The following is a 25714-nucleotide window of genomic DNA, read 5'->3' on the forward strand; positions in this document are numbered from 1 at the left end:
TCCACTTGTCTTCCCTGTTTCGGATCCCCGATGGTTGGTGCACGTGACATTCCCCCGCTTCAATAGCCTGCCCTCGGAATCTGCGGAAAGCCATAGCGGCGCCGACGGGGCGGCACGTTTGTCCTGTCATCGGCGTATCAAGGCGAGGTCCTGGGAGGGGGAGGCGCGGCTCCCCGGGTGACCTGCTTCGGCCAGCCGCGGCCCGCCGCGCCCCCTCCGGAGCCCGCTTGCCGCGCCCCCTCCGGAGCCCGCTTGTCGGGCGGCACCGGTCAGTCGACTGCCTCCGTGCAGAGCCTGCAGAGCGTAGAGGACAGCCGCCAGGTCCACCACTTCCTGCACAAGGCGCCGGCATGGTTGCATCGCCGTGTTGTTCAAGACCTCGTCGGCTTCGGCGGTCGCGCTGGGTTCGCTGGGCCGGACGATGTCATGGATGCTGGCATCGCTCAGCCCGGCGATCTCCACGTGCTTGCCCTGCCGGCGGTATTTCTCCGTGACGGCGTCCGGTTCCGGGACGGTGGAAGCATCCCAAGGTGTGAGGCGCGCATGTCTACGACGATCGTTTCTGGATCGTGGGCGTACTCGAACTGTGGACAGGTCGTTGGAGGATGCGAAGAACAGTTCACCGGTCACCGTATAGGTGGCTTCTTTCCCGTCCTGCTTTCCGGTCGTGCGATCGACGCTCACAAAGTGGGCTACCTAGGGCCAGCACCCCGGCAGCGGCAAAGAACGCTGCGGCAATTCCGAAGGGAAGGCGCAGGCCGAACTGTGTTGCCAGCACACCTCCGAGTGCGGCCCCAAGCGTCAGGCCGCACAGTCCTACCAGCCGCCCAACGGAGTTAACCCGGCCCATCATGCGGGCCGGAATCAGCCGTTGCCGGACAGTCGTGGCCAAAATGTTCCACACAACGGCGTGTCCCATGTAAACGGCGAGGGCGGCACCCACCAGCCAAACGTTGGTGGTGCCTGCTATCACCGCGAAGGAGGCGGCTCCGGTCAGCAGCGCCGCTGCTATCGTCCAGCCGTAACCGACCGCACGGCGCAGGCGGCCGGCCACCAGGCTGCCGGCCAGCCCGCCCAGCGCCGAGACTGAAAGCAGCAGCCCGTAGCCGGCGGCGTTGAGCTGCAGCACTTCCGTCGCGTAGAGAACCAGGTACGAAAACGGAATCATGTAGCCGGCACTGGCCAGGCCGCCGATGATGATGAGCGTCCGCACGACCGTGTGCCGCAGTGCCCAGACCGCGCCCTCCCGGATCTGTGCGCCCACTCCGGCGGGTGGAGCCGGGTGAACGCTGGTACCCGCGGTTTCGACGGGCCGGTAGCCCTGCCGCAGCCGCCAATATGCGGTTCCTGCCAGAAGGAATGCTCCGACGGTTAACAGGGACGGAGCGAACGCGGCGAGGGCGAACAGAAAGCCGCCCAACGGAGGGCCGATGAATTCATCCACCAGCGTCTGCGTTCCCGCGATCTGTGAGTTCGCCCGGTCCAAGCCTGCCGGTGCGACGGCCTGGGGCAGGACGGCAACGGCTGCGCTGTCCGAAATCGTCTCGACGATGCCCATAAACGCATAGACGGCATACAACGCAGCCATGGGTGTTGCATCGGCGATGATCAATGCGGTGAGGGCTGCAAAGATGACAGCACGGGAAAAGTTGGCGAGATAAAGCAGCCGGCGTCTATCAAAGCGGTCCACCAGGACCCCGATCCCCAGCACCGTCAGCAGCCGCGGTGCGGTATAGAAGACCGACAGCGCCGCGACAGCCAGCGGATCGCTGGTCATGGTGGCTGCCAGCAGGGGGAGCGCTACGAAGGTGACTCCGTCAGCGAGGTTGGAGGAGGCGCTGCCGAGCCAGATCCGCCGGTACTCCGATCCGAGCTTCATCCGCGCTCCGCACACCGGCCGCAGGCACCCGGCACTGGACTAGGACGCTTGGGTGAGTCTGTCGTCTTCAATGATCTCGTGCGCCTCTACAACCATCGGGTTGAGGACCCGGTGCAGGAAGGACTTGGTGCGCTCTTCCCGGGGACTGCCGATCACGTCCTTTGCGGAGCCCTGTTCAACAACGTAGCCTCCGTCCAGGAACACCACGCGGTCCGCCACTTCGCGAGCAAAGGCCATTTCGTGGGTGACGATGACCATGGTCATGCCCTCGGCCGCCAGCGACTTCATCACGGCCAGGACCTCTCCCACGAGTTCCGGATCCAAAGCCGACGTTGGCTCGTCAAAGAGCATCAGCTGGGGATCCATGGAGAGCGAGCGTGCGATGGCAACCCGCTGCTGCTGGCCTCCGGAGAGCTGCGCAGGGTACGCATCCTCCTTGTGGCTCATGCCAACCCGGTGCAGGTTGGCCCGGGCGACCCGGTTTGCCTCCTCTTTTGGCCGCCTCAATACCTTGGTCTGCGCCACGGTGAGGTTCTCAAGCACGGTCAGATGCGGGAACAGGTTGAAGGCCTGGAACACCATGCCGATGCGCCGGCGGATGCGGTCCAGATCGGCGTCGGGGTGCGTAATTTCATCCGGACCCACGAGGATTGTGCCCGAGGTGGGAAGTTCGAGCAGATTCACGCAGCGCAGCAGCGTCGACTTTCCTGATCCGGACGGCCCGATGATGCAGACAACCTCTCCCGGCTGAACCTCCAGGGAGATGTCCTTCAGCACTTCGACGGGACCGAAGCTCTTCTGCAGGTTTCGGATGGAGATGGCATGTGACGGTGACAGACCCGCGGAAGCCGTCGGGGGCGTGGTGGGCATCATCAGCGTGCTTTCGCGTAGCGGGATTCGAGCTTACGCACGAGGCTGGACAGAGGCAGTGTGATCGCAAGGTAGCAAAGGGCGGCCACAATCAGGGGGGTGGCGTTCACCGATCGGTTGAGGAAGTCCTGGGCGAACTTGGTGAGCTCATACTGTGCTGCGGTGACTCCGAGGACATAAACCAGGGACGAGTCCTTAACCAGCAGGATCATCTCATTGGTCAGCGGCGGAATGACTACCCTGAAGGCCTGCGGTATGACAATCGTGATCATGGTTCGGGAATGGCTCATCCCCAGGGTCCGCGCCGCTTCCAATTGGCCCTTCGGCACGGCCTGGATTCCGGCACGGAAAGTTTCCGCCATATAGGCAGCGGCGGTAATGCCGAGGCCAACCATGACCATGCCGTACTTATCCCCGGGAAAGACGAACCCGGGAAATGCGTTGGGAATTCCATAGGCCACCATGAACAGGACCACGAGCGCAGGAACGCCGCGGAAGAACTCAACGTAGGCTGATGCGAACCAGCGGTAAGCCCGGACGGAACTCAGCTTCATGATGGCCAGCAGCATCCCCACGACAAACGCAAAGACGAACGCCAACGCAGCGTAGAGAACCGTGTTCACGAGACCGACGACGATCACGCGCGGGAGCATTCTCTGCAGGATGTCGACCCGCAGAAATGCGTCGCTGAAGGAGCCCCAGTCCATAGTGACGGCAAGAACTGCCAGGACGGCGATGCCAACGCCGTATTGAACGCCGAGGGAGATGCGGGCTTTTTGGCGCCGTGTGAAGCGTGCCGGTGCCACCGCGTCTGCGGTGTGCTCGGTCTGCGTGGTCATGGTGTCCTTTTGTGGTTGCTGTTCCTGTCGCCGGCGGGTTCACGGCGGCTGCTGCCGCCGTGAACCGGGCAGTCAGCTTTGCGGAGTCTCTCCAATCCATTCCGTGTAGATCTCGTCATAGGTGCCGTCGGCCTTTGCCCCGGCGAGGACTTCATCGACAACTGTCTTCAGTGCCGTGTTATCCAGCTTCATTCCCAGCCCGTACTGCTCGCCGGTATCAAACTGTGCTGCGATTTTCGCTTTTCCGTCATTGGTTTTCAGTGCTTCGGTCCAAACGGGCAGGTCATTGATGGCTGCGTCCACCTGACCGGTCATCAGTGCCTGTGTCTGCGAGGCGAGGTCCTGGAATTCGACGATTTCGCATCCGCAGTCCTCGGCGTTTGCATTGGCGTAGTCCAGGCCAGTGGTGGCCGACTGGGCGCCGAGCTTCTTGCCCTGCAACCCGGCGAGGTCCTTTACCGCTGAATCATTGGGGACGAGGAGGGCCTGTGTGGCGTCGAAGTATGGTTCGGAGAAGAGAATTGCCTCTTTCCGGTCTTCCGTGATCGTCATTCCTGCAGCGGCAATGTCACACTTTCCCGTGGCCATGTCTTCACCCGATTTGATCCCTTCGAACGGGGTGTCGATGATGGTCTGCTCGGCACCGAGCCGCTCTGCAACGAGGTCAACCAGGTCAATATCGAATCCCACCGTTTCGCCGGAATCATCGTTGAACTGGAAGGGCGCATACGGAAGATGCGTGCAGACCGTGAGCTTACCGGCCGAAACCAGTGTCACGCCGTCCTCCGAGCCGGCAGACGGATCCCCCGCCCCGGCGGAGGAGTCGCTTCCGCAGGCAGCCAGCGCCAACGCACAGACAGCGACAACAGCGGCAATTTTTGGCCTATTTTTCAGTTGCATGGATCTCCTATAGATGGCGGGGCCGAAAACGCCTGTCCTCGGCCTGATTGGCTGAGCGACGGTGGTAAGCCTGGATACTCAACAATGGAATAGCGTTTTCGGCCTGAAATCCCGGGCGGCGGTGTTTCCGGGCCGCCGGTATTTCACCCTGAATGTGGGGGCAGTCACACCTTGAGTGAATTCAGTATGAACACATTTGGTGGTGACCGCAACTGAGCCTCAAGGGGTGGAATACGGCGCCGAGTGTCGCCGTGGTAATGCTTCCGTTCGCAGAAAACGAGGAGGCGTCACAATGCTGGATCATTTCCGGCCCGTTTTCCGGATGCCGGATCACCCGCAGTCGTTGTCCTCCAGCCAGGTTTTCAACCGGGCGTAAATCTCCGGAGTGTCCTGTTCCGCGGCATCAGCGGTCACTCCGGCCAGACCGGAGAGCCGCACGCTGAACACCGACTCATGGTCACCGGTGGGGGTGATGAGATATTCCATCTCTCCCGCCGGCTCACCGGCCACCCGCTCGTCCCAGCGTGCATCGAACGTCATGACGAGCCGGTAGGGGGCGTCGGCGTCCAGAACCGTTCCCACGATCAGGTCCTCTCCGTCCCCGCCCATGGAGTAGTCGGTGCCGGGTTCCATGGGTCCGCGCAGGACCGAGTTCCACATCCAGCTGCGCGGCACGTTGGTGGCGGACAGCGCGCGCCACACTGCCTCGGGCGGGCAGGTCAGGGCGGTTGAATAGATGATTTCCGTGGAGGCAGCGTTGGGCATGGCGGTTACCTTTCCGTACAGCGCGTTTTTGATGTGCGCGGGCCGGAGGGGATGAAACAGTTGCGAGACCCGGACCGGTGGCCGAGAGTAGTCCAGCGTTCCGCAGGGCACCAGCGCATGTTGCCGGATCGTTACCGCTGCCCGGTCCCGCTCAGGGCAGCAAGGTGCGACGGCGGGGCCGCCACCAGGATCTCCTCCGGACCGCGGCGGCAAACGGCGACACTCCACCGCGGGTTGTACCGCAGCAATGCCTCCGAAAACCGTGCCGGACGCATCCCGGCATACTCCGTCCGCTGCAGTGTCAGCGGGTCGCTGTCCCGCAATGTTCCCTCCAGGAGCTGCAGCGTCAGCCGGTCCGGGTAGGGAGTGGCCAGTGCGCGCGTCCACTTGCTGCGCCGGTTGGAGGAATCAGTTTTCCGGATTTGTACCCGGCACTCGAACTGGCTCCGTGCTTCGTAGCGGCGCAGCATCTGAGATTGCCGCCTTAACTGGAACAACGCAATAGCAGCGGGCGACAGAAGGAAAATCCAGAACTCGAGATCTCCGCCGAGGAGCAGGTAGACGCCAACTGCTGCGGCCGCCGCGAACGGGAAAAGGAACCACAGCGGGTCACGCATCGAACCGGACAAAGGCGCGCAATGGCAGGCCGGTGTCGTCGTCCGCCGGCATGTCTCCGCCTGCCCGCCGGTAGCCGAGGGATTCGTAAAAGGCTTTCTGTCCCGGTTCGGTATCCGTCAGCAGTACTTTCTGGCGCACGTGGGCAAACGGTGCCAGCACCAGCTCAACCAGGCGCCGGCCCAGCCCGGTACGCTGGTGGCGCGGATCAACCAGGACGTCCTGCAGGTAACAGACGGTGTGTCCGTCGGAGACGACCCGAGCCAGTCCCACCAGATCCTGTCCCTCCCAGGCAACTGCCACTTGTGCGGATCCTGCCAGCCCGGAAGCGAGGGTTTGCGGTGCGTCCGTGTAGGCGCTCCAGCCCACCGCGTTGTAGAGCCGGACGACGGCGGCAAGGGGAAGATCTGATCCGGCTGCGTATTCGAGGGTGGGCACGGCGACAGCCTACCGGCGGTGCAGCGAATCGGGAGACCTCTTGTGCCGCCGGAGTCGACGTGGCAATTTCGACTTTCGATAGATAATTGTCGATGATCAATCAACCGGGGATACGCATGACCAAAGCAGCCGCAGCTGAGCTCAAGCTGATCCTTGCCATCCTGTTCGCCGGGGCTGTGGTTGCCCAGACTCTCATCCTGCCGTGGACGGGCGCGGACGTCGTCGCGCACTTTCCGAAAGTCCGGAACCTGTATCGGCCCATCCTGGTGCTGTCCGTCCTCGCGGTGGCCTGTGTCGAGGCGGCGCTGGTGCGTCTTTGGAGAATACTGACGCTGGCCGGCCAGGACCGCCTTCGGCAGCGGGCCTCGCATCGCTGGTTCACAACCCTCGTGCTGTCGCTGCTGGCCGCTGCCGGCCTGATGGCCGCCATTCTGGCCGTGATTACGGAGGCGGACCAGGGAACCGGCGGCCCGATCCCGCCGCTGGCGCTGCTGCTGGGCATCGGCGGATGTACCGGTGCTGCGCTGATTGCCATGGTGAAGTACCGCCAGCTGGGCCGGGCGGCCGAGCATCGCCGGTTCCCGTGACGAGGCCACGTGAGGGCAGGCGATGGGGCGACGAGCTATGGCTGGGATTCGCGGTCGGGTTTTTGTGCCTGACCCCGGTCTCGACGTTCTTCGCGTTCGCTTCCGGTTTTGATTTTGATCCGAATGACTATCGCGGTTCGTACTATCTGGAACAGATTCCCCGGCGCCAGGCGATGATGGCCATCACGCTGCTTGTTCCTGCCGTAGCAGCCGTGACGGCAGTGGCCGCCGCTTTGGTGCAGCCCCGGTCATGGCCCAGGACCGTGACGGCGGCAGCGATTCTGGTGCTGGCCGCCGTGGATATTTGGTTCTGCTGGGTGCTGGGAAGCGAGGCCGTGGACAGCGCGCGACGGTATTCAGAGATGTTCTAGCCTGGAACTTCATTCGCGGTATTCTCCAGAAGTGCGGCAGGCCATGCTGTGTTCGGCCGGTGATAGGATTTCGAAAAGTAAAAAAGCAGGCAATGAAGGGATCAGAATGGCTAGGCGTTCTCAAAGGGACCGTCTAGCAAGGGGTAAATACACCCGAATGGCCAAGGCGACAGCGTTTCTGATTGCCGGGCTGGTGATTTTTTTCGGGGGAAACACCTTGGGTGTGGGGATGATCCTACAGGCTCACGATGACCGCAGAATCCTGGAGGAAGGTGTCCGAACCACCGGTGTCATCATCAGCGTCAAGTTTTCCACCGGTGGCAGGCAAAAAGAATACAAGGAACTGACAGTTTCCTTTCTCGCCGAGGATAGACGTGCTTACGCCAAAGGCGCCCGTGAGCGCTATTACGAGCATATCGATGGATCAAAATCGAAAGTTGCAGACGAAATGCACGGGGAAAAAAGGGTAGTTTTCTATGATCGCTCGGATCCGAGCAATTCAGTCATAGAGGGAGCACCTCAATCATTCACCGCGGGTTATCTGGTGATCACGCTCTCGGTCGGCTTCGGCGCTTCATTCATCTGGACAGGCGGGTGCGGACTGCGGAGAAAACAAGCGTGACAGGGCGGGACTGCCCAGCCACTGCTCCGAAAACGGACCGGGCAGCGAAGCTGCCGCTAGCGTGAAGCGGCGGCGTCCTTTTCCTTTTCCACCAGGGGATCGGGATCCAGGAACGCTACGGTAATGACCGCGGCTGTCTGCTCGATCTGCCATTCCCGGGCGCCAAGGTCCCGCAGGGAGGTGCTGATGCTGTCCAGATCGATGGTGGCCGGCGGCCGCCACGCGACCCGGCGCAGGGTGTCCGGTGTCAGCAGGTTCTCGATCGGCAGGTTCAGCTTCTCGGCCACGGCTGCCAGCCGCGGCTTGGCCGTCTGCAGCCGGGCTGCAGCTGCCGGATCATTCTTGGGCCATACCCGCGGGGGCGGCGGGGCATGCGTGGGGATGTGCAGGGGCGGCAGGTCCTTGGTGGAGCGGGCCGCGGAAATGCAGCGCATCCAGCGCGGAGCTTCTTTTTGAGCGGCGCGGCCGTGGAAACCGGGGGTGGAAAGCAGCTGGGGAACCGTGGCGGGCATGGCCCGGGCGGCGGCAACGATTGCCGAGTCCGGAATCAGACGCCCCGGAGCCGTGTCGCGGTTTTCCGCGAGGTGCTCCCGTTCGGTCCAGAGTTCACGGACGACGGCGAGCTGCCGGCGGTCACGCAGCTGGTGCATTCCGTTGGTGCGCCGCCAGGGGTCGACCCGGGGCGGCGACGGCGGTGCCGTGCGGATTGCTTCGAACTCCTGCTCCGCAAAGGAAAGCTTCCCGGCGTCGTCGAGCAGCTTGATCAGTTCGATCCGGAGTTCCGCCAGGACCTCAACGTCCAGTGCCGCGTACCGGAGCCAGGGTTCGGGCAGCGGGCGCGTGGACCAGTCCGCGGCGGAATGTTCCTTGGCCAGGGTGAAGCCGAGCAGGTTTTCGATGACGGCGGCCAGGCCCACGCGGGGGAGCCCGGCGAGGCGTGCGGCCAGTTCCGTGTCGAAGAGCCTGTCCGGCCACATTCCCAGTTCGGACAGGCAGGGAAGGTCCTGTGTTGCCGCGTGCAGGATCCATTCCACGCCCGAGAGGGCTTCGTTGATGATGTCCAGATTGTCGAACGGCTCCGGGTCGATCAGCCAGGTGCCGGAGCCCTCGCGCCGGATCTGTACCAGGAAGGCGCGCTGCCCGTAGCGGAAGCCCGAGGCGCGTTCAGCATCTACTCCCGCAGGACCGGTTCCTGCCGCGAGGGCCTTGGCCGCGCGCTCCAGCCCTCTGGGGGTGTCAATGATCAGGGGCACGCCGTCTTTTGGTGCCTCCAGCAACGGGAGCTGCGGGGGTTCCCTGTTCGGGTCAGCGGATGTGGTCTGCGTGGAGGAGCCGGGTATTTGCGCGGTCATAAGAACTTCAGTCTATCGAGTCTGCCGGCGGCATAGTGACACGGCGGACGTCTCCGGCCCGGGTGCGGGATGTGATGAGGGTTCTTTCGGCGGATGGGCTTGCATGTCGGGATTACTTGCATGTCGGGATTAGCTGCGGCGCACCCTGGGCAGGGGAGTGACGCCTTCCGGCAGCGGCGGCAGCCCGGCAAATGTGCAGACCATATCCGACCAGGCCTCAAGATGCGCCTGGACGTCAGCGGAATCCGGCGTCCAGGAGGCCCGCAGTTCAATGTCGATGGCATCGCCGCGGCCCGCCAGGGTGCCGTAGCTTTCCGAGAGGATCCGGGTGGCTGTTCCGCCAGCCGATGTGTAACCGGCCTGGTGCTCCTGCAGCGCTTCCACCAGCCACGTCCAGGCCACGGACCCCACCAGCTCATCGTTGCCCATGTCCGGTTCCAGCTCCGCGCGGATATAGGTGACGATCCGGAAGGTACCGTTCCATACGGCTGATCCTTCCGGGTCATGCAGCAGGATAAAGCGGCCTGTCGCGAGCTCGGTCTGTTCCGGAATCACGATTCCGGAAGGCCCGTGCCCAAGCCCTTCGTCCCGGGCCAGCGGACCTGACGCAAGGACTTCTGCGCCCAGTGACACCGCGAAGGGTGCCAGCCGGGCTGGAGCCGGAATTTCGTTCAGGTGCAGCTCTGGCCGGCACTGCGCCTTGCGCAGGGAACCAAGGGCCTTCAGGAAATCCGGGGGTACTTGTGATAAGTCACCAATTGCACTCACCTTCGCAGACTACGGGGGCCGGCTCCGGACGGAGGATGAGGCTCGCCGACGTATCCCATTCGTTACCTGTCAGCCTATGGGGGGTCGCTTCCGCCGGGAAGGTAGCCGGAGAGGAAGGAGAGCTGCCTCATCGTGTTCGCAGCCCTTCTTCGCAGGCGACCAACCAAGCACCTATTGACATTCGATAGGTGGGCGATCGACAATCGATCACTTTTACAGTTCATTCCCAGACAGGTTGGAGGAGAGCGCGGTGAGATCTCTGAGTCGCCTTCCCCGAACAGCGCTCCTGGCGGTGGCTCTGGCTGCGGTTCTGACTGGCTGCAGCCCGGGTGACCTCACCTTCAGCAACGAAAGCCCCTCCGAGGTCACAGTCTCGATCGGGGACGAGGAATATGCGATCGAAGGCTGGGGCGGGGTCAGTATCCTCGGAGCCGGCTGCAGCCAGGGGGATATCACCGTGGGGTTTGAATCAGGGAAAACCCTTGTGGTTGACGGGCCGGTGTGCCCGGATGAGCGTGTTGTCATTGGCGAAGGCACGGTTGACCTGCAGCCGACCGGGAACTAGCACAGCCGGACGCGCGGCGGGGGCCCGGCGCTGAGAACAGAGCCGGGTCCCCCTTGGGCGCGCAGTGCTCCGCAGGGGGACCCGGACTGACAGGTCAGCTGATCGGCAGTGCTTCCGGATCCTGCGGGCCCGCGGGAGTACCGGGATCCGCGGCAATTTCACGGGCGATCGCTTCGGCAAAGGCATCGACGTCGGCCTCTGACGTGTCGAACGTGCACATCCAGCGCACCTCGCCGGTGGCCTGGTCCCAGTCGTAGAACCGGAACGAGGAGCGCAGCCGGTCAGCCACACCGGCCGGCAGCTTCGCGAAGACGGCATTGGATTCGGTGGCCTGGGTGAGCTCGACGCCGTCGATCTTCTCCACAGCGGCACGCAGCCGCTGTGCCATGGCATTGGCATGTGAGGCCGAGCGCAGCCACAGGTCGCCCTCGTACAGGGTGATGAACTGGGCGGAGACAAACCGCATTTTCGAGGCCAGCTGCATGTTCATCTTGCGCAGGTAATCCAGGCCGGGGGAGGCCTCCGGGTTCAGGGAGACGATGCATTCGCCGTACATCATGCCGTTCTTGGTGCCGCCCAGGGAGAGGATGTCGACGCCGGCCCCGGACGTCATCGCCCCCAGCGTCACGCCCAGCGCTGCGGCGGCATTGCCCAGCCGGGCGCCGTCCATATGCAGCGTCATGCCGTGCTTGTGGCAGTGCTCGGCGATCGCGGTGATTTCCTCCACCGTGTAGAGGGTGCCCAGCTCGGTGGACTGCGTGATGGACACGGCCAGCGGCTGCGCGCGGTGCTCGTCGCCCCAGCCCCAGGCCTCCTGGTCGATCAGCGCGGGGGTGAGCTTGCCGTCCGGGGCGGGGATCTGCAGCAGCTTCATGCCGCCGATCCGCTCCGGCGCGCCGTTTTCGTCCACGTTGATGTGGGCGGTGGAGGCGCAGATGACGGCGCCCCAGCGCGGCAGCAGCGACTGCAGCGCCGTCACGTTGGCGCCGGTGCCGTTGAACACCGGGAATGCGCGCATCTGCGGACCGAAGTGTGAGGTCAGGACCTCGCGCAGCTTCGCGGTGTAGACGTCCTCGCCGTAGGCCACCTGGTGGCCCTGGTTCGCGGCGGTCAGCGCGTCCAGAATCTCCGGATGCACACCGGAATAGTTGTCCGAGGCAAAGGCACGGATGGAAATGTCATGCAGGGGGGAAATGTTGGTCACAGTGTCCAGTATCTCTTACGGATTGATCGGATTTCACCGGCGGCGCCGGGCAGGCAGCGGCAACGCAGCCGCCTGCAGGTGCAGGAGTCAGGCGCCCGGCACGAGCGAAATGCGCTTGCCGTTCAGCTGTGCGGCGTCCTCGCTGAAGAGCCCGACGACGGCGCCTGCCAGGTCCTGCACATCCGTGTAGGTGCCGAAATTGCGCTCCGGTTCGGCCTGCCGCATGGAGTCGTCCACCAGTGCTTTGACCACCAGGACGACGGCGGCAGAGCGCTGCGCTTCCGGGTTGTCTTTCGCGCCGGACTGCGCCCGGCGGAAGCCCTGGGCGATCGCCTGCACCCAGGCCTCGGCTGCGGCTTTGGCTGCGGCGTATCCGGCGCCGCCGGCGGTGGGGGAGTCCACGGCGGTGGAGGAGACTATGGCGAGCCGGCCGTCGTCGGACGCTGCGAGCTGGTCGTAGAAGCTGCGGCTGACGTTGCGGAGCGTGCGCAGGATGTTGGTTTCCAGGAAGTCCCAGTCGTCGTCGGTCTGGCCGGTGAGTCCGCCGCCGCCGCGCCAGCCGCCCACCAGATGGATGAGCCCGTCGATTCCGCCGTAGGTCTCCTGCAAATCCCGGGACAGCGCATCCACGTCACCGGGGTTGGACAGGTCGCAGGTGCGCAGGTCGGCGTCGTGCAGGTCTGCGAGGGTGTTGTCCAGTCGGGCCGCATCGCGGCCCACCGCCACCACCTTCGCTCCGGCGGCTTCCAGCGCCCGGCACACTGCGGTGCCGGAGGGAGAGGCGGCGCCGGCCACGAGGACGGTCCGCCCGCGGACGGACAGCGGCGTTGCGGATGATCGTGCGGCCGGCTCAGTGTTCATTTACTTCGAACTCCCTGTGATTCCCGAAGTGGACTCGATGACCGGGCCCATTTTTTTGGACAGCGCTTCGTAGAACATGGACAGCGGAAATTCGTCATCCAGCACCTGGTCCGTCAGCCCGCGCGGCGGACCGTCCAGCGGCAGGGCCTCCGGACCCTTGGCCCAGACCGACGCCGGGTTGGGCGTCAGTGTCGCCGAGACCAGATCATAGGCCGCGAACCAGTGGGCGGTCTTCGGCCGGTCAATGGAGCGCCAGTACAGGTCCTCGATGTTCGCGCCCAGGCGGATGACGACGTCGGCCGCGTCGTCCCAGTCGATGCTCAGCTTGCCGTCGGTCCAGTGCAGGACATGGTTCTGGTGCATCCAGGCGAACAGCAGCTGGCCGCCGAGGCCGTCATAGTTGCGCACCCGGCTGCCCGTAATGGCGAACCGGAAGATCCGGTCAAAGATCACTGCGTACTGGACCAGCGTGGCATGTTTGCGGGCTTCGGGGGAAGCGTCCTCGTCCTTTTCAATCTTCACGGCTTCGCGGAAGGCGGTGAGGTCGCAGCGCAGTTCCTCGAGGGAGTACAGGAAGTACGGCATGCGCTGCTTGATCATGAACGGATCGAAGGGCAGGTCTCCGCGCATGTGTGTGCGATCGTGGATGAGGTCCCACATGACAAAGGTTTCCTCGGTGAGGTGCTGGTCGTCGAGCAGAGCTGCCGCGTCCTCGGGCAGTTGCAGCGAGGTGATCTCGGCGGCGGCCCGCAGCACCCGGCGGAAGCGTGCGGCTTCGCGGTCGGCAAAGATGGCGCCCCAGGTGAAGGTGGGGGTTTCGCGGACGGCCACGGACTCGGGGAACAGCACCGCGGAGTTGGTGTCGTAGCCCGGGGTGAAGTCCAGGAAGCGGATGGGGACGAAGAGCTTGTTGGAGTACTCGCCGGCTTCGAGTTCACCAATGAAGTCCGGCCAGACAACCTCGATCAAGACTGCTTCCACGTAGCGGTTGGTGGAGCCGTTCTGCGTGTACATGGGGAAGAGCACCAGATGCTGCAGTCCGTCGGTGCGGTCCAGCTGCGGGGAGAATGCGACCAGGGAATCCAGGAAATCCGGTTCGCCCAGGCCGTCGGCGACCCAGCGCTGCAGGTCCTGAACCACCAGGCGGAGGTATTCGGCGTCGTGCTCAAAGGCCGGTGCCAGGGCGGTGACGGCGGCAGCGATGGTGTCGATCAGCTCTTCGGCGGCGCTCTTGTTTTCCGCGTCGACAGAACCGTTCTTGTTCTGCAGCGGCTGCAGATCGGTGGCGGCCTGCTTCAGGGCCCGCCAGGCTTCGGAATCCACCGGATTGCCGTCCGCAGTCACATCGTCGAAGCGGGTGCGGGGGAGCGAGGGGAACGCGTGAAGAGACATGGCGGCGACCTTCCGGAAGATGCCGCTCCGAAAGCAGGGAAGCGGCAGGTGGTGTGTTGGGTCGAGCATACTCACGAAAAACTAATACTTACTATGAATCCCGTTTGTCATTAGGGTTTCTTATGCTCGGTCCGCTGCCGTGCCTGAGGAGCGTTACTGGTTGTGGTCGTGTGCTGGTTCAGCGTGCCAGTGCTGCTTCCTCTGCTGCTGCAGCCGGTCGGAGGCTGCGGGTGGTCCGCCGGTGACAGGTCCGCGGGACTCGCCGGAGTCGTCAGGACTGCTGGTCAGCGTTCTGCACAACAACGAGTTCAGCGGCACGTGTTGCCTTTTTGGCAGCAAACAGAACCATTGCGAAAACGGCCAGGGAGCCGCCAATAGTTATTCTGGAAGCGGTTTCATCCGACACATTGAGTGCCAAAATCAGAATTCCGCAGGCGGCAATGATCCCCGCAGCGGCATGGGTCGGCCATCGTGCTGAACGGTGTCCGGCAAGCCATGCTTCGGGTGAATGGGTCACATATCCGACCCGGATGCCGACGAAGGGATTCATGCCGAGCCTGCCCCGGGCTGTTGCTTCAGCTGCCCACGAGATCGCTATTCCTGCTGCCATTAAAAAGACTCCTATAAACCCCATGGCGCCAGCCTAGCGGGTGGCCCGCACGGTTTACTGCCAGAGAGTGCGCAGGTGCGTGATCCCGAAGCCGCGGCTTCGAAGATTGGCGCTGCTTGCCGAGCCGGCGGCGGCAGTGACCACAGTGAGATCGCTGACGGCCGCGGCGTCCCCCAGACGGCGGTGGATGAGGGCGGACTGGCAGCCCCGGCGTCGAAAAGCAGGCAGAGTTGCGGCACCGACAAAGAGGCTCAGGCCGCCGTGGACAAACATGGCTGCGGCGGCTGCGGGCCGGCCGTCGACCATGGCGAGGTAGCGGCGCAGCCCCGGCGTGCCGTGTTCCCGGGCGAAGACATCACGGGCGGTGCCGGAGCTGGAAACCATTCCATACCCCTGGAACAGGATGTCCAGGTAGTGGCTGTTGTCCCGGCCAACCTCATCTACCTGCACCCCCGGCGGCAGGGCCGGCACTCCTGTGCGGGGCCGGGCGTGGAGGGTGGCAGTGCCGGCCGCGGGTGACAGCCCCCTTGCCCCCAGTCGTGACCGCAGCTCTGCAGTGTCATCTCCAGCCCAAATCTCCAGGCGCGGACGCTGCCCGGTCTCGGAATAGAAAGCGGTGATGTCATCAAGCCGGTGGATATCGTCCAGACTCAGTCCGCGCGCCTTGTTGTACGGTGCGGCATCAGGCAATGCGGGCAGTCGCGTTGCGGCAACCCGCCCAAACCGACGGAACGAGGTTCCGGGATAGACCGCTGCGGCGGCCTGGTAGTCGAGCTCAGCCTTGGCAGTGAGAATCGACTCGGCGGCTGCTGCCAGGGAGCCCGTCATCTCTTTCCCCGCACCGGGTCGGGTCAGTCGGGACGGACGGCGGTCAGGCAGAACGGATGTCCGGCGGGATCGAGCAGGACACGCCACTGTTCCGGTGACGGCTGGTGCTCAGCGGGCACCGCACCCAGAGCTGCGGCAGCCTCGGCTGCGGCTGCCAGGTCCTCCACGGCTACGTCCAGATGCATCTGCTGGTGCTGGTCGCCCTCGGGCCAGGACGGCGCAACATAGGTGTCAACGCGCATCAGGGTTAGCATCGGACCGCCTCCGGTCAGAGCGACGACTCCGCGGTCGGGTGTCGCAAACGCTTCTTTAAGTCCCAGAAGACGGGAATAGAAATCCGCCAGCAGGTCCGGATCCGGGCAGTCAAGGGAAATGGACGCAAGCTGTCCAACGCGTTCGGTCATAGCCCTAAACCTACAGCCTCACGCACTTACCCTCATTTCCGCTGTGGTCCAGAAGCACGCCTTTTCCGCCGAACCGCACAGTCATGAGGAGTACAGTGGGCGAAACTTATCGATGAATTGTCAAGAAAGCGCACCACCATTTACAGGAGCTGAAACAATGTTGTTGACCTATACCGGCGTCAGTATTTCCGCCGAATCCATCAATGTGGTCACGCAGGGGGTGAGGGGCTGGACGGTTACGATCTTCCTTGCACTGTATTTGGCACTGGTGATCGGTGCCCTGATCAGCATCTCGAAAAGCAGACACGCTACGCCGACGGTAAAAGCTATCTGGTTTCTGATCGTCGTTGTGGCTCCGTTTCTTGGCTCGCTCCTGTGGTTCACCCTCGGAAAGCCCAAAGCACCCCGCCGCTCAAAGAGCAGCGCAGACCACTGACCCCGGCTTGAACGATAGAGGCAGTGAAGCTCCCGCATCGGTGACCAGCTAAGCAGTGGCTCCGGCGGTCCCTGACGGTCCGCTGGCAATCCGCCAGACCCGTGAGCCCAGCAGAAAGCTGATCGCCGCAATCCCGCCGGGAACCATCAGCCAGCCCCAGCTGCTGGTCCATCCGATGCCCACCGCGTCCGGGGAGGAGAAGGCTTCAACGTCCACGAACAGGAACGTCGCGTGTGCCTGCGCCGGTGCGTTGTAGTCGACGGCTGCCAGCATTCCGAAGGTGAACAGCACAAACGAGGTCCAGTAAACGAACAGTGCCAGTCCTGCAATAACAGCGCCGATAGACCACAGGGGACGGTGAGGACTCTCTTCCGCATACTGGCGGGCCAGGATCCTCGGGGCTCCCAAATCGAAGAGCGCCGCTGTGGTGTCCCTGGGGTCGCTGGCGAGCTCCCGGCGTAGATCCCGGAGAGCGGCTTTGCGTTCCCGGCCGGGCAGCAGGCCCTCAAGATGCCAGTCCAGGCGCGTGAGGTACCAGTCCGTGCGCAACCGGTCGCGAAGGGAACGGGTAGGCGATCCTGCATAACTGCTGTCAGTCATTGCGCTCCTTGTCGGTGGCGGCGCGGACGGCGGCCGACACGACGCGCCACTGCTCCTTCGCCGATGCTTGCGCGGCTTCACCTGCCGGTGTGAGTGCGAAGTACTTCCGGGGCGGCCCATTGGTTGACGCAACCATTCTGGTCCTGACCAGGTTGTCCCGCTCCAACCGGCTGAGCAGCGGGTAGACCAGCCCCGTGGTCACCTCCAGCCCCAGTGCCGCTAGCCGTTCGGTGAGCTGGTAACCGTAGGATTCCTCCTCGCCGATCAGTGTGAGGGCCAGCAGCGGCAGGACTGCGCGGACCATCTGCGCATCCTGCTGAGCCTGTATTCGGGACATGCTAGTAATAGATCACTAATAGTGCCCCGCCACAAGGGCGGTCGGCAGCACTATCTGCCGTCCGGCCTCCGGGGAAGCGGGCCGAGTCCTGGCCGAGTCCTGGCCGGGGAAGCGGCCGGGGGAGCGGCCGGGGCGGTTGCGGCCGGAACACCGTCCCCAGCACCAGCATGATTCCGGCACCCATCATCATGAGGGCTCCCACCGTGAGGTTGGCGTCGAGAAGGGTCACGGGACAGCCTGCCGCGGAATCGTCGTCGGGGCAGGACCTCCAGGGCTGGAGGATCATCAGAACAGAAAACGCTAATCCGAAGCCCGCAAGCAGCCAGCCGGCAACACTCCAGGTCTTGTGTTTCCGCAGGCGATTCATATCGGTGATCACAGCATGAACGGCGGCACCAGGACGCTGAACACGCCCAGGAGTCGTCAGGTTTCCCTGTTCCTCTCCGGAGCCGCGAGGCGAACCCCGCTAAGGCTTAGTATCCGCGGCTGTTCGGAGACTCCGTGCCGATAACCGTCAGCGATACCTCGGGATGGTTTTTCTCCACCCGCTTGAGTGCCCAGACATCGTTGAACAGGGCAAGGTAGGCCCCGTCGGTGCGCTGAAGTACTTCGGCGCCGTGCACGTTGGCCAGGACCTCGGCGGCATCCGGAGTGGTGAGCCGGGCCAGTGAGTAGGACAGCTGCTCGTAGCGCATCGGCGCGTTGAAGTCCTGCGTCATGCGGTCCTCGACCACTTCGAACTGCATGGGCCCGACGGCGGCCAGCACCGGAGCCTGGTCACCGCGCCGGTCCGAGCGCAGCACCTGGATGATGCCTTCGTGCTCAAGCTGGTCGATGCCGCGGCGGAACTGCTTGTAGCGGCTGGGGTCCTTGGAGCGGGCCACGCGGAAGTGTTCCGGGCTGAAGAACGGAATCGGGGGGAACTCCACCGGCGCCTCCACGTACAGGCTGTCGCCCACGCGGAGCGCGGAAGCGTTCACCAGCCCGACGACGTCGCCGGGCCAAGCCTGGTCGATGACCTCGCGTTCGCGGCCGAAGAGGTGCTGGGCGTACTTGGTGGCAAAGGTCTTGCCGGTGTTGGAGTGCGTAACGACCATGCCGCGTTCGAAGACGCCGGAGCAGACCCGGATGAAGGCAACGTGGTCTCGGTGTGCCTTGTTCATGCCGGCCTGCACCTTGAAGACGAAACCGGAGAACGGTGCATCCACGGGACGCAGCTCGCCTTCCTTGTCTTCGCGCGGTCCGGCCGACGGCGCCAGGTCCACCAAGGCGTCCAGGATCTGCTTCACGCCGAAGTTCAGTGCGGCGGAGGAGAACAGGATGGGGGTGGCCTTGGCGTTGAGGAAGGCATCGCGGTCAAACTCGCGGCCGTCGATGACCAGCTCGGCTTCGCCCAGGGAGTCCTCCCAGACGTCACCTTCGGCAGCGAGGGCTTCCTCGGGGGTGAAGTGGTCCTCCTTGGCCAGGGAAGCGCCGGAGTTCTGCCGTTCGAACTTTACGTATTCGTCCTTCTTCAGGTCCCAGACGCCGCGGAAGTCTCCGGCGATGCCCACGGCCCAGGTCAGCGGCATGGGGGTGAGACCTGTGCGCTCAGTGATTTCGTCCATCAGCGCCAGGGGATCCAGCCCGGGGCGGTCCCACTTGTTGATCACGGTGATGATGGGGAGGTTGCGGGCGCGGCACACCTCGAACAGCTTCATGGTCTGTGTTTCCAGGCCCTTGGCCGCGTCCACGAGCATGACCGCGCAGTCGACGGCGGCAAGGACGCGGTAGGTGTCCTCCGAGAAGTCGGCGTGGCCCGGAGTGTCGAGCAGGTTGATGACCGTGTCCCGGTACGCAAACTGCAGTGCCGTGGAGCTGATGGAGATGCCGCGGTCCTTTTCCATCTGCATCCAGTCGGAAACCGTCTCGCGGCGGTTTTCCTTGCCGTTGGTGGCGCCTGCCGTACCGATGACGCGGGCGTGCAGGGCCAGGGCCTCGGTCAGTGTGGACTTACCGGCGTCGGGGTGCGAGATCACCGCAAAGGTACGGCGGCGGGAGGACTCGCGGGCAATTGCCGCAGTCGCTTTGCCGGCCGGACTGGTGGTGGCGCTGACGGTGGGCTGAACCTGTAAGGACACTCCGCTGCTTTCACGTGTGGTGGGATGCGGCCGCAGGGCTGGGCACTCGCGGCTGTGCTGCCAGCAATGACAGCCTTTCCATTCTAGCCGTTCGGCGCAGGCTCTTTGGACGGTGCAGCCATGTTCCGGGGCGTTCCGGCGGTACCCCGCCTGCTCCTCACCGCCAGGGGCAGCACCGCCAGCACGCAGAGTGCGCCCATGGCGAAAATCATGGCGCGGTAGTCGACAAGGCCGATCAGGGCAGCCGCAATCATCGACGCACCAACCTGCGGCACATTCATGATCACCTGGGTGGCGGCTGACGTGCGTCCCTGCATCCCGGGCGGTGTTTCCGTCTGCCGGAGAGTGATGAAGGCGATCGCCACCCATGAGACGCTGACACCGGTCAGCGCTGCGCCTCCCACAATCAGGGCCAGGGAGGAGAGGGCGGTGGTCAGCAATCCGGCGGCCAGCAGGAGAACGCCTGCAGCGATGGTGACGGGGATGCCGAACCGTCGGATGACCATGCTTGCGGTGATCCCGCCGGCCACGGCCATGACTCCCTGGAATCCCAGCAGCACACTCAGGAACTCCGGCGGGCGTCCGAGCCCCTGCTCCACCGTGGCGAAGATGGTGACGTTCAGGATGCCGGTGGCTCCGATGGCGATTCCCAGGGTCAGCAACGCCCGGCGCAGCAGGGGGTGCGTGGCCAGAAAGCGGAATCCCGCCGTCGTGCTCTGCCAGAAGGACTCTTCCGGGTCCATCTCGTGCATGCTTTCCTTCAGCTTTAGTGTGGCGAGTACGGCTGCAGCAGTGAGGAAGCAGGCAACCGTCAGCAGCACGACCGAGTCCATGCCCCACAGTGCGAGCATCCCGGCTCCCAGCAGCGGCGACGCGATGCGCAGGCCCTGGTCGATGCTGCTGAGGATGCCGTTGGCGGGTGCCAGGAGCCGGTCGGGCAGCAGATCACGCAGGAGTCCCGACTGCGCTGCTGCCGTGATGTAGGCGGTATTCGCGTAAACGACGATCACCGTGTAAACGATCCACAGACCCTGGACATCGCGCACCAGCAGCAGCGCCAGCACCACCACTGCGGCGCAGATGTTGTTGATGATGACCAGGGGCCGGCGCCGGTACCGGTCCGCCAGGCGGCCTATGAAAGGTGCCAGCAGGGCAGGCAGTCCGAGTGCGGCAAACACCATGCCGGCGGCGGCATCGCTGCCGGTCAGCTGCTTGACCCAGATGGCGGCCGTAAGGAACAGGACGGAGTCACCAAAGTTGGAGAGGACCCAGCCCAAGGCCAACCGGCGGAAGGCCGGCACCTTTAGTACCTCGCGGTTGGTGCCGACGTCGTTGGTCCCGTCCCTGCCGGCGCTCACGGCCGCTGCTCCGGTTCGACATTGACGACGGCGAAAAGCCGGGCCGCGACAGCTCCCTGGGGGCGCAGCTCGGGGTTTTCCCGGCGTCCGTCAAAGCGTTCCGTGAGTTTCCAGAGCTCCTCCCGGAACTCCATGATCTCCTCGTGCGTGGCGTAGAAACCGACGCCGAGGACGGTGGAGACATTGACATCCTCCGGCGGAAGTTCCGGTGCCCGCCGGAGCCAGGACTGGATCCGCTGCAGCTGCCGATCCGCCTCGAGGGAAGCAGTAGCGGCGACGGCGTGCACAGAGCCTGCCAGATCGGGATCAATGCCCTGCGAGCGGCTGCGGGACACGACCTTCCACGGTTTCTCCCGTCCCGGCTGCCTGACCTGCTCGATATAGCCGTGCTTGGCGAGCGTGCGCAAGTGGTAGGAGCAGCTGGCCACTGATGCACCGATGGCTGCGGCGCATTCAGTGGCGGTGGCACTCCCGGCGTCGTCGAGATAGTCCAGCAGCTCCAGCCGGACGGGATGGGCGAGTGCCCGGATCCGGACCGGATCGGTGACCACTTGTTCGCCGGGATAACCGGGGGAGGCACGGTATTCCCTGCGGGCGGCGGCTGCTGCGTCCTGTTCGGAGTCCATGCCGGGAAGCGTAGGTAGTAAAGGGATGTTTAGCAAGAGTCCTTTATAAAGAAAGCTTGTTAGACCGCTGCACCCTCGCGTGCAGCGTCATCGTGATGCTGCGGCACCTGATCCAGGAGACGCGACACGATGCGTTGCGCGTGGTGTGGCGTCGTCGTCGGTAAGGCTGCACAGGTGTGTGTCGCACCGGTTCATAAACTGCCGGCATTCAGGGGCGTGTTCCCTGCTCACGACGGGCGTCAGGGGCGGGCCGCCACGCGGTGCGGCGCCTCATACCGGTGGTCTGGTGCCGTCGTCGTCCTCATCGCCTAGTGTGGTTTCCGACACCATCGGCCCGGGTGCCCGCACGGGTTCCGGCTCCCGCCTTCCATTGACGAAAGGCCTTTTCCCATGGCTGAAGCATTCATTATTGACGCGGTACGCACGCCGGTTGGCCGGCGCAAGGGCGGACTCAGCAGCATCCATCCGGCCGACATGGCAGCACACGTTATTGCTGAAACGGTGCGCCGCACCGGCATCGACTCCGCTGAGTTCGACGAGGTCATTCTCGGTGCCATTGACCAGGTGGGACCGCAGGCCATGGATATTGCCCGCACTGCGTGGCTGGCTGCCGGTCTGTCCGAGCGCGTGCCGGGAACCACTGTGGAACGCCAGTGCGGGTCCGGGCAGCAGGCCGTGTCCTATGCGGCGCAGGCCGTCATGAGCGGAACCAGCGACCTGGTGCTGGCCGGCGGAGTGCAGAGCATGTCCTCCATCCCGATCGGATACGCGAATACTGCGGCAGCGGAGCTGGGCTTCCCTGACCCCTTCACCGGATCAACGGGATGGGCCGAGCGGTATGGGGACCAGTTGGTCTCGCAGTTCATCGGCGCCGAAATGATGGTCGACAAGTGGGGCCTGACCCGCAGCGAGATGGAGGACTTCGCCGTCGAATCCCACGTGCGTGCCCTCGCCGCCCAGGCTGAGGGAAGGTTTGACCGGGAGATTCTGCCGTTCAACGGCATCAGCGCCGATGAGGGGCCGCGGGAGCCCAACCGCGCCAAGATCGAGTCCCTGGCACCCCTGTCCGAGGGCGGCCGCCTGACAGCTGCGACGTCGTCGCAGATTTCCGATGCCGCCGCAGTGCTGCTGCTCGCCTCTGAGGATGCCGTGCGGCGCTACGGACTGAAGCCGCGGGCGCGCATCCATTCGATTTCGGCCCGCGGGGACGATCCCATCATGATGCTCAGCGCTCCCATCGAGGCCACACGCCATGCGCTGGGGCGTACGGGCATGAGCCTGGATGACATTGACCTGCTCGAAATCAATGAGGCCTTCGCCTCGGTGGTGCTGGCCTGGCAGCGGGAACTCGACGTCGACATGGACAGGGTGAACGTCAACGGCGGCGGCATTTCGCTGGGCCACCCCATTGGTGCCACCGGCGCTCGCATCATGACCACTCTGCTGCACGAACTGGAGCGCACCGGCGGCCGCTACGGCTTGCAGACCATGTGCGAGGGCGGCGGGCAGGCGAACGTCACGATCATCGAGCGGCTCGACGAGGGATTCCGACTCTAGTCGCTGCGCGGGTAGGTTCCGTTCCTGAAATGAACGCCGCCGTGACGTTGGAGGCACGGACCGCGGCTCCGGCCGAGGAATGGAACCTACCCGGCTATGGTTGGCTTATGAACCTTAACTCCATGAACTGGTGGTGGCTGCACTAGCAGCCGGTTCTTTCATGTCCGCGGGCTGCACAGCAGCCCGCGAAGCATCTGTTCCGCTTTCCGCAGCTCTGTGTGGCCCTCAATCCAGATAGAGGAACACCGATGAACTCATTTGCCACTGTGGAACAGCGGTCCAACCAACTCGCGCAGGCAATTACTCAGGCGCCGGAAAACTATCGCGTGCTCACCGGGGAGCGGCCCACCGGGCTTCTGCACCTGGGCCACTATTTCGGGAGCATCGCGGAACGTGTCCGGCTCCAGCAGGCCGGGGTGGAATCATTCCTGGTTTTGGCGGACTATCAGGTGATTGCCGACCGCGATTCCATGCCCCGGGTCCGCGAGTACGTGTACGAAGCTGTCGTGGATTACCTGGCGGCGGGTATGGACCCCGAACTGACGACAATCTTCACACATTCATCCGTCCCGGCCCTGAACCAGTTGATGCTCCCGTTCCTCAGCCTGGTGACCGAGGCGGAGCTGCACCGCAACCCCACAGTGAAGGCTGAGCTGGCGGCTTCGGGGCGGGCACTCAGCGGGCTTCTGCTCACCTATCCTGTGCACCAGGCTGCCGACATTCTCTTCTGCAAGGGCACCGTAGTGCCCGTCGGCAAAGACAATCTCCCGCACATTGAGATGACGCGTCTCCTTGCCCGCCGTTTCAACGAGCGGTACGGCAGGGTCTTCCCGGAACCTGACGCGCTCCTGACCTCGACCCCCGAGGTGCCGGGCCTGGACGGCCGCAAGATGTCCAAGAGCTACGGAAACGCCATCTCCCTGGGAATGTCCGCAGATGAAACCGCGAGGGCCATTCGCCGTACCCCCACGGACTCTGACCGCCGCATCACCTTCGATCCTGCATCACGTCCCGGTGTATCCGCATTGCTCTCCACCGCTTCCCTGTGCTTAGGGGAGACTCCGGAGGCGATAGCCGACAAGATAGGGGACGCCGGCAGCGGAACACTAAAAAGCCTCACAACGGACGCCGTCAACAGCTACCTCTCGGGTCACCGGCAGCGCCGGTCCGAATTTGCAGGGGACCAGGAGTTTTTGGCCGGCATCCTTCGGCGCGGCAACGAACGAGCGAACCTCGAGGCCGAGGAAACCCTTGGGGAAGTCCGGACCGCTATGGGGACGAACTACCAGTTCTGACGAGACAGGATATTTCCGTTGGCCCGGCAGCTGTGTTCACGTTCTGTTGCTGCTGACCGGAGAGCGACGCAGCAGTCGGTCCGCCAGACCTGCCGCTGCGGCGCCTCCGGCGTAAGCGGGAAAGTCCCACGGATTGAACGTAGTGCCGAACACCAGGCGAAGAGGTGGCCATTGTCCGGCCCACTGGGCTGGCCACGGGGTGAGCTGAAACAGTTCGATCGCTGAACAAAGTGCGACGGCGGCAGCGGCCACCGCGGTGCAGCGGGTCCGGGGCGCCGCAAAAGCCAGCAGCAGATACAGGAGCACCGCGTACAGGACGCCTCCTGCCGCGTCTCCGGCCATGCCCGCCAGTCCGGTCCGGGCCCACAACCCCCCAGCTATTGCGGCTACCGCAGCGGAGGCGAGCCCGGTACGGCGCAGCAGGACGGGGTGCCCCCGGACGGGGTGCTGCACCGAAGGTTTTAGCCCGTGTCGCGGTGCTCGCGGTGCTCGCGGTGCTCGCGGTGCGCGGGGAGCGCGGGACTGGGACAGCTGGGGCGGCGGCATGCCCGCAGGTTATCCCACCGGCGCCATTCTGTGCGCTTCCGTCTCACCTGTGGCTGTAGGGTGTCCCGGTAAAGGCATGGCAACCAGTTGTTCAGCCGGTACCTCCCGGCACGGAAAGGCAGAGATCATGACTACCTGGCTCATCACCGGATGCTCGACAGGACTCGGACGCGCCCTGGCGGAAGCCGTCCTGGCACGCGGGGACAACGCGGTTGTGACCGCCCGCGATCCGTCCACGGTCCGGGACCTCGCGGAGCAGTATCCGGAGACGGCACTGCCCCTCGCCCTTGATGTCACCGATGCCGGCCAGATCCAGTCGGCGGTCGCCGGAGGGACGGAGAGATTCGGCGGGATTGACGTTGTGGTGAACAACGCCGGCTACGGATACCGGGCGGCCGTCGAGGAGGGCGACGACGCCGATGTGCGCACTCTGTTTGACACTCACTTTTTCGGGTCCGTAGACCTGGTCAAGGCAGTCCTTCCGCAGATGAGGGCGCGCCGGTCGGGCACCATCGTGAATCTGTCCTCCATCGGGGCAACAATGACCCCGGCCGGTTCCGGTTATTACGCAGCAGTGAAGTCTGCGGTTGAAGGTCTCACCGGGTCGCTGCGCAAGGAACTCGAGCCCCTCGGCATCACCGCGATGGTTGTGGAGCCGGGCGGGTTCAGGACCGACTTCTCCGGGCGCTCCCTCCGCCAGTCGGCGGCAGCCATCCCGGATTATGCCGACACGGCCGGAAAACGCCGCAAGGAAAACGACACGACCCACGGCACCCAGCCCGGCGACCCGGCCAAAGCCGCCGCAGCCATCATTGCTGCGGTGGAAGCAGCCGATACTCCGGAAATGCTCGTCCTCGGTGCCGACGCCACCGCCACTTATGCCAACGTCCTGCAGGAACGGCTCGCTTCTTTGGAGAAATGGCGTGCCGTGAGCGAGAACACCGGCATCGACGCGTAGCCCCGGTTTCG

At 64.3% G+C, this 25714-nt stretch carries 30 protein-coding genes; 8 read left to right on the forward strand and 22 right to left on the reverse strand.

Annotated features, from left to right (window positions below):
• Positions 1-126: 126 nt before the first annotated feature.
• The 8 genes from WKB88_RS00990 to WKB88_RS01025 form a co-directional block, all read right to left on the reverse strand.
• Entirely contained in the window at positions 127-684 is a 558-nt protein-coding gene (locus WKB88_RS00990) for a hypothetical protein (RefSeq protein ID WP_341392684.1), read from the reverse strand.
• On the reverse strand, positions 620-1879 hold the full coding sequence (locus tag WKB88_RS00995) for an MFS transporter (protein ID WP_341392685.1): 1260 nt from the start codon (positions 1877-1879) through the stop codon (positions 620-622). Before WKB88_RS00995 ends, WKB88_RS00990 begins: the two co-directional genes overlap by 65 nt.
• Before the next feature lie 39 nt (positions 1880-1918).
• Positions 1919-2752 carry an amino acid ABC transporter ATP-binding protein gene (locus tag WKB88_RS01000; RefSeq protein ID WP_341392686.1) on the reverse strand — a complete coding sequence of 278 codons (834 nt, stop codon included), beginning with the start codon at positions 2750-2752 and terminating at the stop codon, positions 1919-1921.
• A complete protein-coding gene (locus tag WKB88_RS01005; RefSeq protein WP_341392687.1) occupies positions 2752-3588 on the reverse strand; it encodes an amino acid ABC transporter permease in 837 nt (278 codons plus the stop codon). Before WKB88_RS01005 ends, WKB88_RS01000 begins: the two co-directional genes overlap by 1 nt.
• Positions 3589-3660: 72 nt before the next feature.
• On the reverse strand, positions 3661-4488 hold the full coding sequence (locus WKB88_RS01010; RefSeq protein WP_341392688.1) for an ABC transporter substrate-binding protein: 828 nt from the start codon (positions 4486-4488) through the stop codon (positions 3661-3663).
• Positions 4489-4818: 330 nt separating this feature from the next.
• Positions 4819-5253, reverse strand: a complete 435-nt coding sequence (locus WKB88_RS01015; protein ID WP_341392689.1) for an SRPBCC domain-containing protein — start codon at positions 5251-5253, stop codon at positions 4819-4821.
• Positions 5254-5384: 131 nt separating this feature from the next.
• Positions 5385-5870, reverse strand: a complete 486-nt coding sequence (locus WKB88_RS01020; RefSeq protein ID WP_341392690.1) for a hypothetical protein — start codon at positions 5868-5870, stop codon at positions 5385-5387.
• Positions 5863-6306 (reverse strand): GNAT family N-acetyltransferase, encoded by a 444-nt coding sequence (locus WKB88_RS01025; RefSeq protein ID WP_341392691.1) that lies wholly within the window; start codon positions 6304-6306, stop codon positions 5863-5865. Before WKB88_RS01025 ends, WKB88_RS01020 begins: the two co-directional genes overlap by 8 nt.
• A gap of 116 nt (positions 6307-6422) precedes the next feature.
• Here WKB88_RS01025 and WKB88_RS01030 point away from each other — a divergent pair, with 116 nt between their 5' ends.
• From WKB88_RS01030 to WKB88_RS01040, 3 genes are all read left to right on the forward strand, one after another.
• Entirely contained in the window at positions 6423-6893 is a 471-nt protein-coding gene (locus WKB88_RS01030) for a DUF2975 domain-containing protein (protein WP_341392692.1), read from the forward strand.
• Positions 6890-7264: a hypothetical protein gene (locus tag WKB88_RS01035; protein WP_341392693.1), complete on the forward strand. Its 375-nt coding sequence runs from the start codon at positions 6890-6892 to the stop codon at positions 7262-7264. Before WKB88_RS01030 ends, WKB88_RS01035 begins: the two co-directional genes overlap by 4 nt.
• Positions 7265-7421: 157 nt before the next feature.
• Positions 7422-7886 carry a DUF3592 domain-containing protein gene (locus tag WKB88_RS01040; protein ID WP_341392694.1) on the forward strand — a complete coding sequence of 155 codons (465 nt, stop codon included), beginning with the start codon at positions 7422-7424 and terminating at the stop codon, positions 7884-7886.
• A gap of 56 nt (positions 7887-7942) precedes the next feature.
• Here WKB88_RS01040 and WKB88_RS01045 read toward each other — a convergent pair whose 3' ends face one another.
• Positions 7943-9238 carry a ribonuclease D gene (locus WKB88_RS01045; protein WP_341392695.1) on the reverse strand — a complete coding sequence of 432 codons (1296 nt, stop codon included), beginning with the start codon at positions 9236-9238 and terminating at the stop codon, positions 7943-7945.
• 129 nt (positions 9239-9367) lie between these two features.
• Positions 9368-9997, reverse strand: a complete 630-nt coding sequence (locus WKB88_RS01050; protein WP_341393190.1) for a DUF3000 domain-containing protein — start codon at positions 9995-9997, stop codon at positions 9368-9370.
• Between the two features lie 259 nt (positions 9998-10256).
• Here WKB88_RS01050 and WKB88_RS01055 point away from each other — a divergent pair, with 259 nt between their 5' ends.
• On the forward strand, positions 10257-10571 hold the full coding sequence (locus WKB88_RS01055) for a hypothetical protein (RefSeq protein ID WP_341392696.1): 315 nt from the start codon (positions 10257-10259) through the stop codon (positions 10569-10571).
• A gap of 94 nt (positions 10572-10665) precedes the next feature.
• Here the strand turns inward: WKB88_RS01055 and WKB88_RS01060 are convergent, their stop codons facing one another.
• The 6 genes from WKB88_RS01060 to WKB88_RS01085 form a co-directional block, all read right to left on the reverse strand.
• Positions 10666-11775 (reverse strand): threonine aldolase family protein, encoded by a 1110-nt coding sequence (locus WKB88_RS01060; protein ID WP_341392697.1) that lies wholly within the window; start codon positions 11773-11775, stop codon positions 10666-10668.
• A gap of 87 nt (positions 11776-11862) precedes the next feature.
• Positions 11863-12636 carry an SDR family oxidoreductase gene (locus tag WKB88_RS01065; RefSeq protein WP_341392698.1) on the reverse strand — a complete coding sequence of 258 codons (774 nt, stop codon included), beginning with the start codon at positions 12634-12636 and terminating at the stop codon, positions 11863-11865.
• On the reverse strand, positions 12637-14028 hold the full coding sequence (locus WKB88_RS01070) for a DUF6421 family protein (RefSeq protein WP_341392699.1): 1392 nt from the start codon (positions 14026-14028) through the stop codon (positions 12637-12639). It abuts the gene before it with no gap.
• Positions 14029-14299: 271 nt separating this feature from the next.
• Entirely contained in the window at positions 14300-14638 is a 339-nt protein-coding gene (locus tag WKB88_RS01075; protein ID WP_341392700.1) for an SdpI family protein, read from the reverse strand.
• A 54-nt stretch (positions 14639-14692) separates the two neighbouring features.
• On the reverse strand, positions 14693-15466 hold the full coding sequence (locus tag WKB88_RS01080) for a GNAT family N-acetyltransferase (protein ID WP_341392701.1): 774 nt from the start codon (positions 15464-15466) through the stop codon (positions 14693-14695).
• A 23-nt stretch (positions 15467-15489) separates the two neighbouring features.
• Positions 15490-15870, reverse strand: coding sequence for a VOC family protein (locus WKB88_RS01085; protein ID WP_341392702.1), 381 nt, complete (start codon positions 15868-15870; stop codon positions 15490-15492).
• A 157-nt stretch (positions 15871-16027) separates the two neighbouring features.
• Here WKB88_RS01085 and WKB88_RS01090 point away from each other — a divergent pair, with 157 nt between their 5' ends.
• Positions 16028-16306, forward strand: coding sequence for a PLD nuclease N-terminal domain-containing protein (locus WKB88_RS01090; protein WP_341392703.1), 279 nt, complete (start codon positions 16028-16030; stop codon positions 16304-16306).
• A 48-nt stretch (positions 16307-16354) separates the two neighbouring features.
• On the opposite strand, the gene WKB88_RS01095 is transcribed toward WKB88_RS01090, so the two are convergent.
• The 5 genes from WKB88_RS01095 to WKB88_RS01115 form a co-directional block, all read right to left on the reverse strand.
• Positions 16355-16906 (reverse strand): hypothetical protein, encoded by a 552-nt coding sequence (locus WKB88_RS01095; RefSeq protein WP_341392704.1) that lies wholly within the window; start codon positions 16904-16906, stop codon positions 16355-16357.
• Entirely contained in the window at positions 16899-17243 is a 345-nt protein-coding gene (locus WKB88_RS01100; protein WP_341392705.1) for a PadR family transcriptional regulator, read from the reverse strand. Before WKB88_RS01100 ends, WKB88_RS01095 begins: the two co-directional genes overlap by 8 nt.
• A 473-nt stretch (positions 17244-17716) precedes the next feature.
• Entirely contained in the window at positions 17717-19297 is a 1581-nt protein-coding gene (locus tag WKB88_RS01105; protein ID WP_341393191.1) for a peptide chain release factor 3, read from the reverse strand.
• Between the two features lie 149 nt (positions 19298-19446).
• Positions 19447-20721, reverse strand: coding sequence for an MFS transporter (locus WKB88_RS01110; RefSeq protein WP_341392706.1), 1275 nt, complete (start codon positions 20719-20721; stop codon positions 19447-19449).
• Complete coding sequence (locus tag WKB88_RS01115; protein WP_341392707.1) at positions 20718-21347, reverse strand: helix-turn-helix domain-containing protein; 630 nt, start codon at positions 21345-21347, stop codon at positions 20718-20720. The genes WKB88_RS01110 and WKB88_RS01115 overlap by 4 nt, the downstream gene beginning before the upstream one ends.
• Positions 21348-21737: 390 nt before the next feature.
• On the opposite strand from WKB88_RS01115, the gene WKB88_RS01120 reads away from it, so the two are divergent.
• Both WKB88_RS01120 and trpS read left to right on the forward strand, forming a co-directional pair.
• Positions 21738-22904, forward strand: a complete 1167-nt coding sequence (locus WKB88_RS01120; RefSeq protein WP_341392708.1) for an acetyl-CoA C-acetyltransferase — start codon at positions 21738-21740, stop codon at positions 22902-22904.
• Between the two features lie 248 nt (positions 22905-23152).
• A complete protein-coding gene (gene trpS / locus WKB88_RS01125) occupies positions 23153-24199 on the forward strand; it encodes a tryptophan--tRNA ligase (RefSeq protein ID WP_341392709.1) in 1047 nt (348 codons plus the stop codon).
• A gap of 36 nt (positions 24200-24235) precedes the next feature.
• Here the strand turns inward: trpS and WKB88_RS01130 are convergent, their stop codons facing one another.
• Positions 24236-24652: a DUF2809 domain-containing protein gene (locus WKB88_RS01130; RefSeq protein WP_341392710.1), complete on the reverse strand. Its 417-nt coding sequence runs from the start codon at positions 24650-24652 to the stop codon at positions 24236-24238.
• A 220-nt stretch (positions 24653-24872) separates the two neighbouring features.
• On the opposite strand from WKB88_RS01130, the gene WKB88_RS01135 reads away from it, so the two are divergent.
• Entirely contained in the window at positions 24873-25703 is an 831-nt protein-coding gene (locus WKB88_RS01135; protein ID WP_341392711.1) for an oxidoreductase, read from the forward strand.
• Positions 25704-25714 lie beyond the last annotated feature (11 nt).

It is taken from the genome of Arthrobacter sp. G119Y2 (assembly GCF_038069765.1).
In the GTDB taxonomy this organism is placed as follows: domain Bacteria; phylum Actinomycetota; class Actinomycetes; order Actinomycetales; family Micrococcaceae; genus Arthrobacter_B.

Bases quoted from the DNA above. Each gene is read 5' to 3' on its own strand.
- WKB88_RS00995 (WP_341392685.1), bottom strand. From the start codon at position 1,879: ATGAAGCTCGGATCGGAGTACCGGCGGATCTGGCTCGGCAGCGCCTCC.
- WKB88_RS01000 (WP_341392686.1), bottom strand. From the start codon at position 2,752: ATGATGCCCACCACGCCCCCGACGGCTTCCGCGGGTCTGTCACCGTCA.
- WKB88_RS01005 (WP_341392687.1), bottom strand. From the start codon at position 3,588: ATGACCACGCAGACCGAGCACACCGCAGACGCGGTGGCACCGGCACGC.
- WKB88_RS01010 (WP_341392688.1), bottom strand. From the start codon at position 4,488: ATGCAACTGAAAAATAGGCCAAAAATTGCCGCTGTTGTCGCTGTCTGT.
- WKB88_RS01015 (WP_341392689.1), bottom strand. From the start codon at position 5,253: ATGCCCAACGCTGCCTCCACGGAAATCATCTATTCAACCGCCCTGACC.
- WKB88_RS01020 (WP_341392690.1), bottom strand. From the start codon at position 5,870: ATGCGTGACCCGCTGTGGTTCCTTTTCCCGTTCGCGGCGGCCGCAGCA.
- WKB88_RS01030 (WP_341392692.1), top strand. From the start codon at position 6,423: ATGACCAAAGCAGCCGCAGCTGAGCTCAAGCTGATCCTTGCCATCCTG.
- WKB88_RS01040 (WP_341392694.1), top strand. From the start codon at position 7,422: ATGGCCAAGGCGACAGCGTTTCTGATTGCCGGGCTGGTGATTTTTTTC.
- WKB88_RS01045 (WP_341392695.1), bottom strand. From the start codon at position 9,238: ATGACCGCGCAAATACCCGGCTCCTCCACGCAGACCACATCCGCTGAC.
- WKB88_RS01065 (WP_341392698.1), bottom strand. From the start codon at position 12,636: ATGAACACTGAGCCGGCCGCACGATCATCCGCAACGCCGCTGTCCGTC.
- WKB88_RS01070 (WP_341392699.1), bottom strand. From the start codon at position 14,028: ATGTCTCTTCACGCGTTCCCCTCGCTCCCCCGCACCCGCTTCGACGAT.
- WKB88_RS01075 (WP_341392700.1), bottom strand. From the start codon at position 14,638: ATGGCAGCAGGAATAGCGATCTCGTGGGCAGCTGAAGCAACAGCCCGG.
- WKB88_RS01080 (WP_341392701.1), bottom strand. From the start codon at position 15,466: ATGACGGGCTCCCTGGCAGCAGCCGCCGAGTCGATTCTCACTGCCAAG.
- WKB88_RS01085 (WP_341392702.1), bottom strand. From the start codon at position 15,870: ATGACCGAACGCGTTGGACAGCTTGCGTCCATTTCCCTTGACTGCCCG.
- WKB88_RS01090 (WP_341392703.1), top strand. From the start codon at position 16,028: ATGTTGTTGACCTATACCGGCGTCAGTATTTCCGCCGAATCCATCAAT.
- WKB88_RS01095 (WP_341392704.1), bottom strand. From the start codon at position 16,906: ATGACTGACAGCAGTTATGCAGGATCGCCTACCCGTTCCCTTCGCGAC.
- WKB88_RS01100 (WP_341392705.1), bottom strand. From the start codon at position 17,243: ATGTCCCGAATACAGGCTCAGCAGGATGCGCAGATGGTCCGCGCAGTC.
- WKB88_RS01115 (WP_341392707.1), bottom strand. From the start codon at position 21,347: ATGGACTCCGAACAGGACGCAGCAGCCGCCGCCCGCAGGGAATACCGT.
- WKB88_RS01120 (WP_341392708.1), top strand. From the start codon at position 21,738: ATGGCTGAAGCATTCATTATTGACGCGGTACGCACGCCGGTTGGCCGG.
- trpS (WP_341392709.1), top strand. From the start codon at position 23,153: ATGAACTCATTTGCCACTGTGGAACAGCGGTCCAACCAACTCGCGCAG.
- WKB88_RS01135 (WP_341392711.1), top strand. From the start codon at position 24,873: ATGACTACCTGGCTCATCACCGGATGCTCGACAGGACTCGGACGCGCC.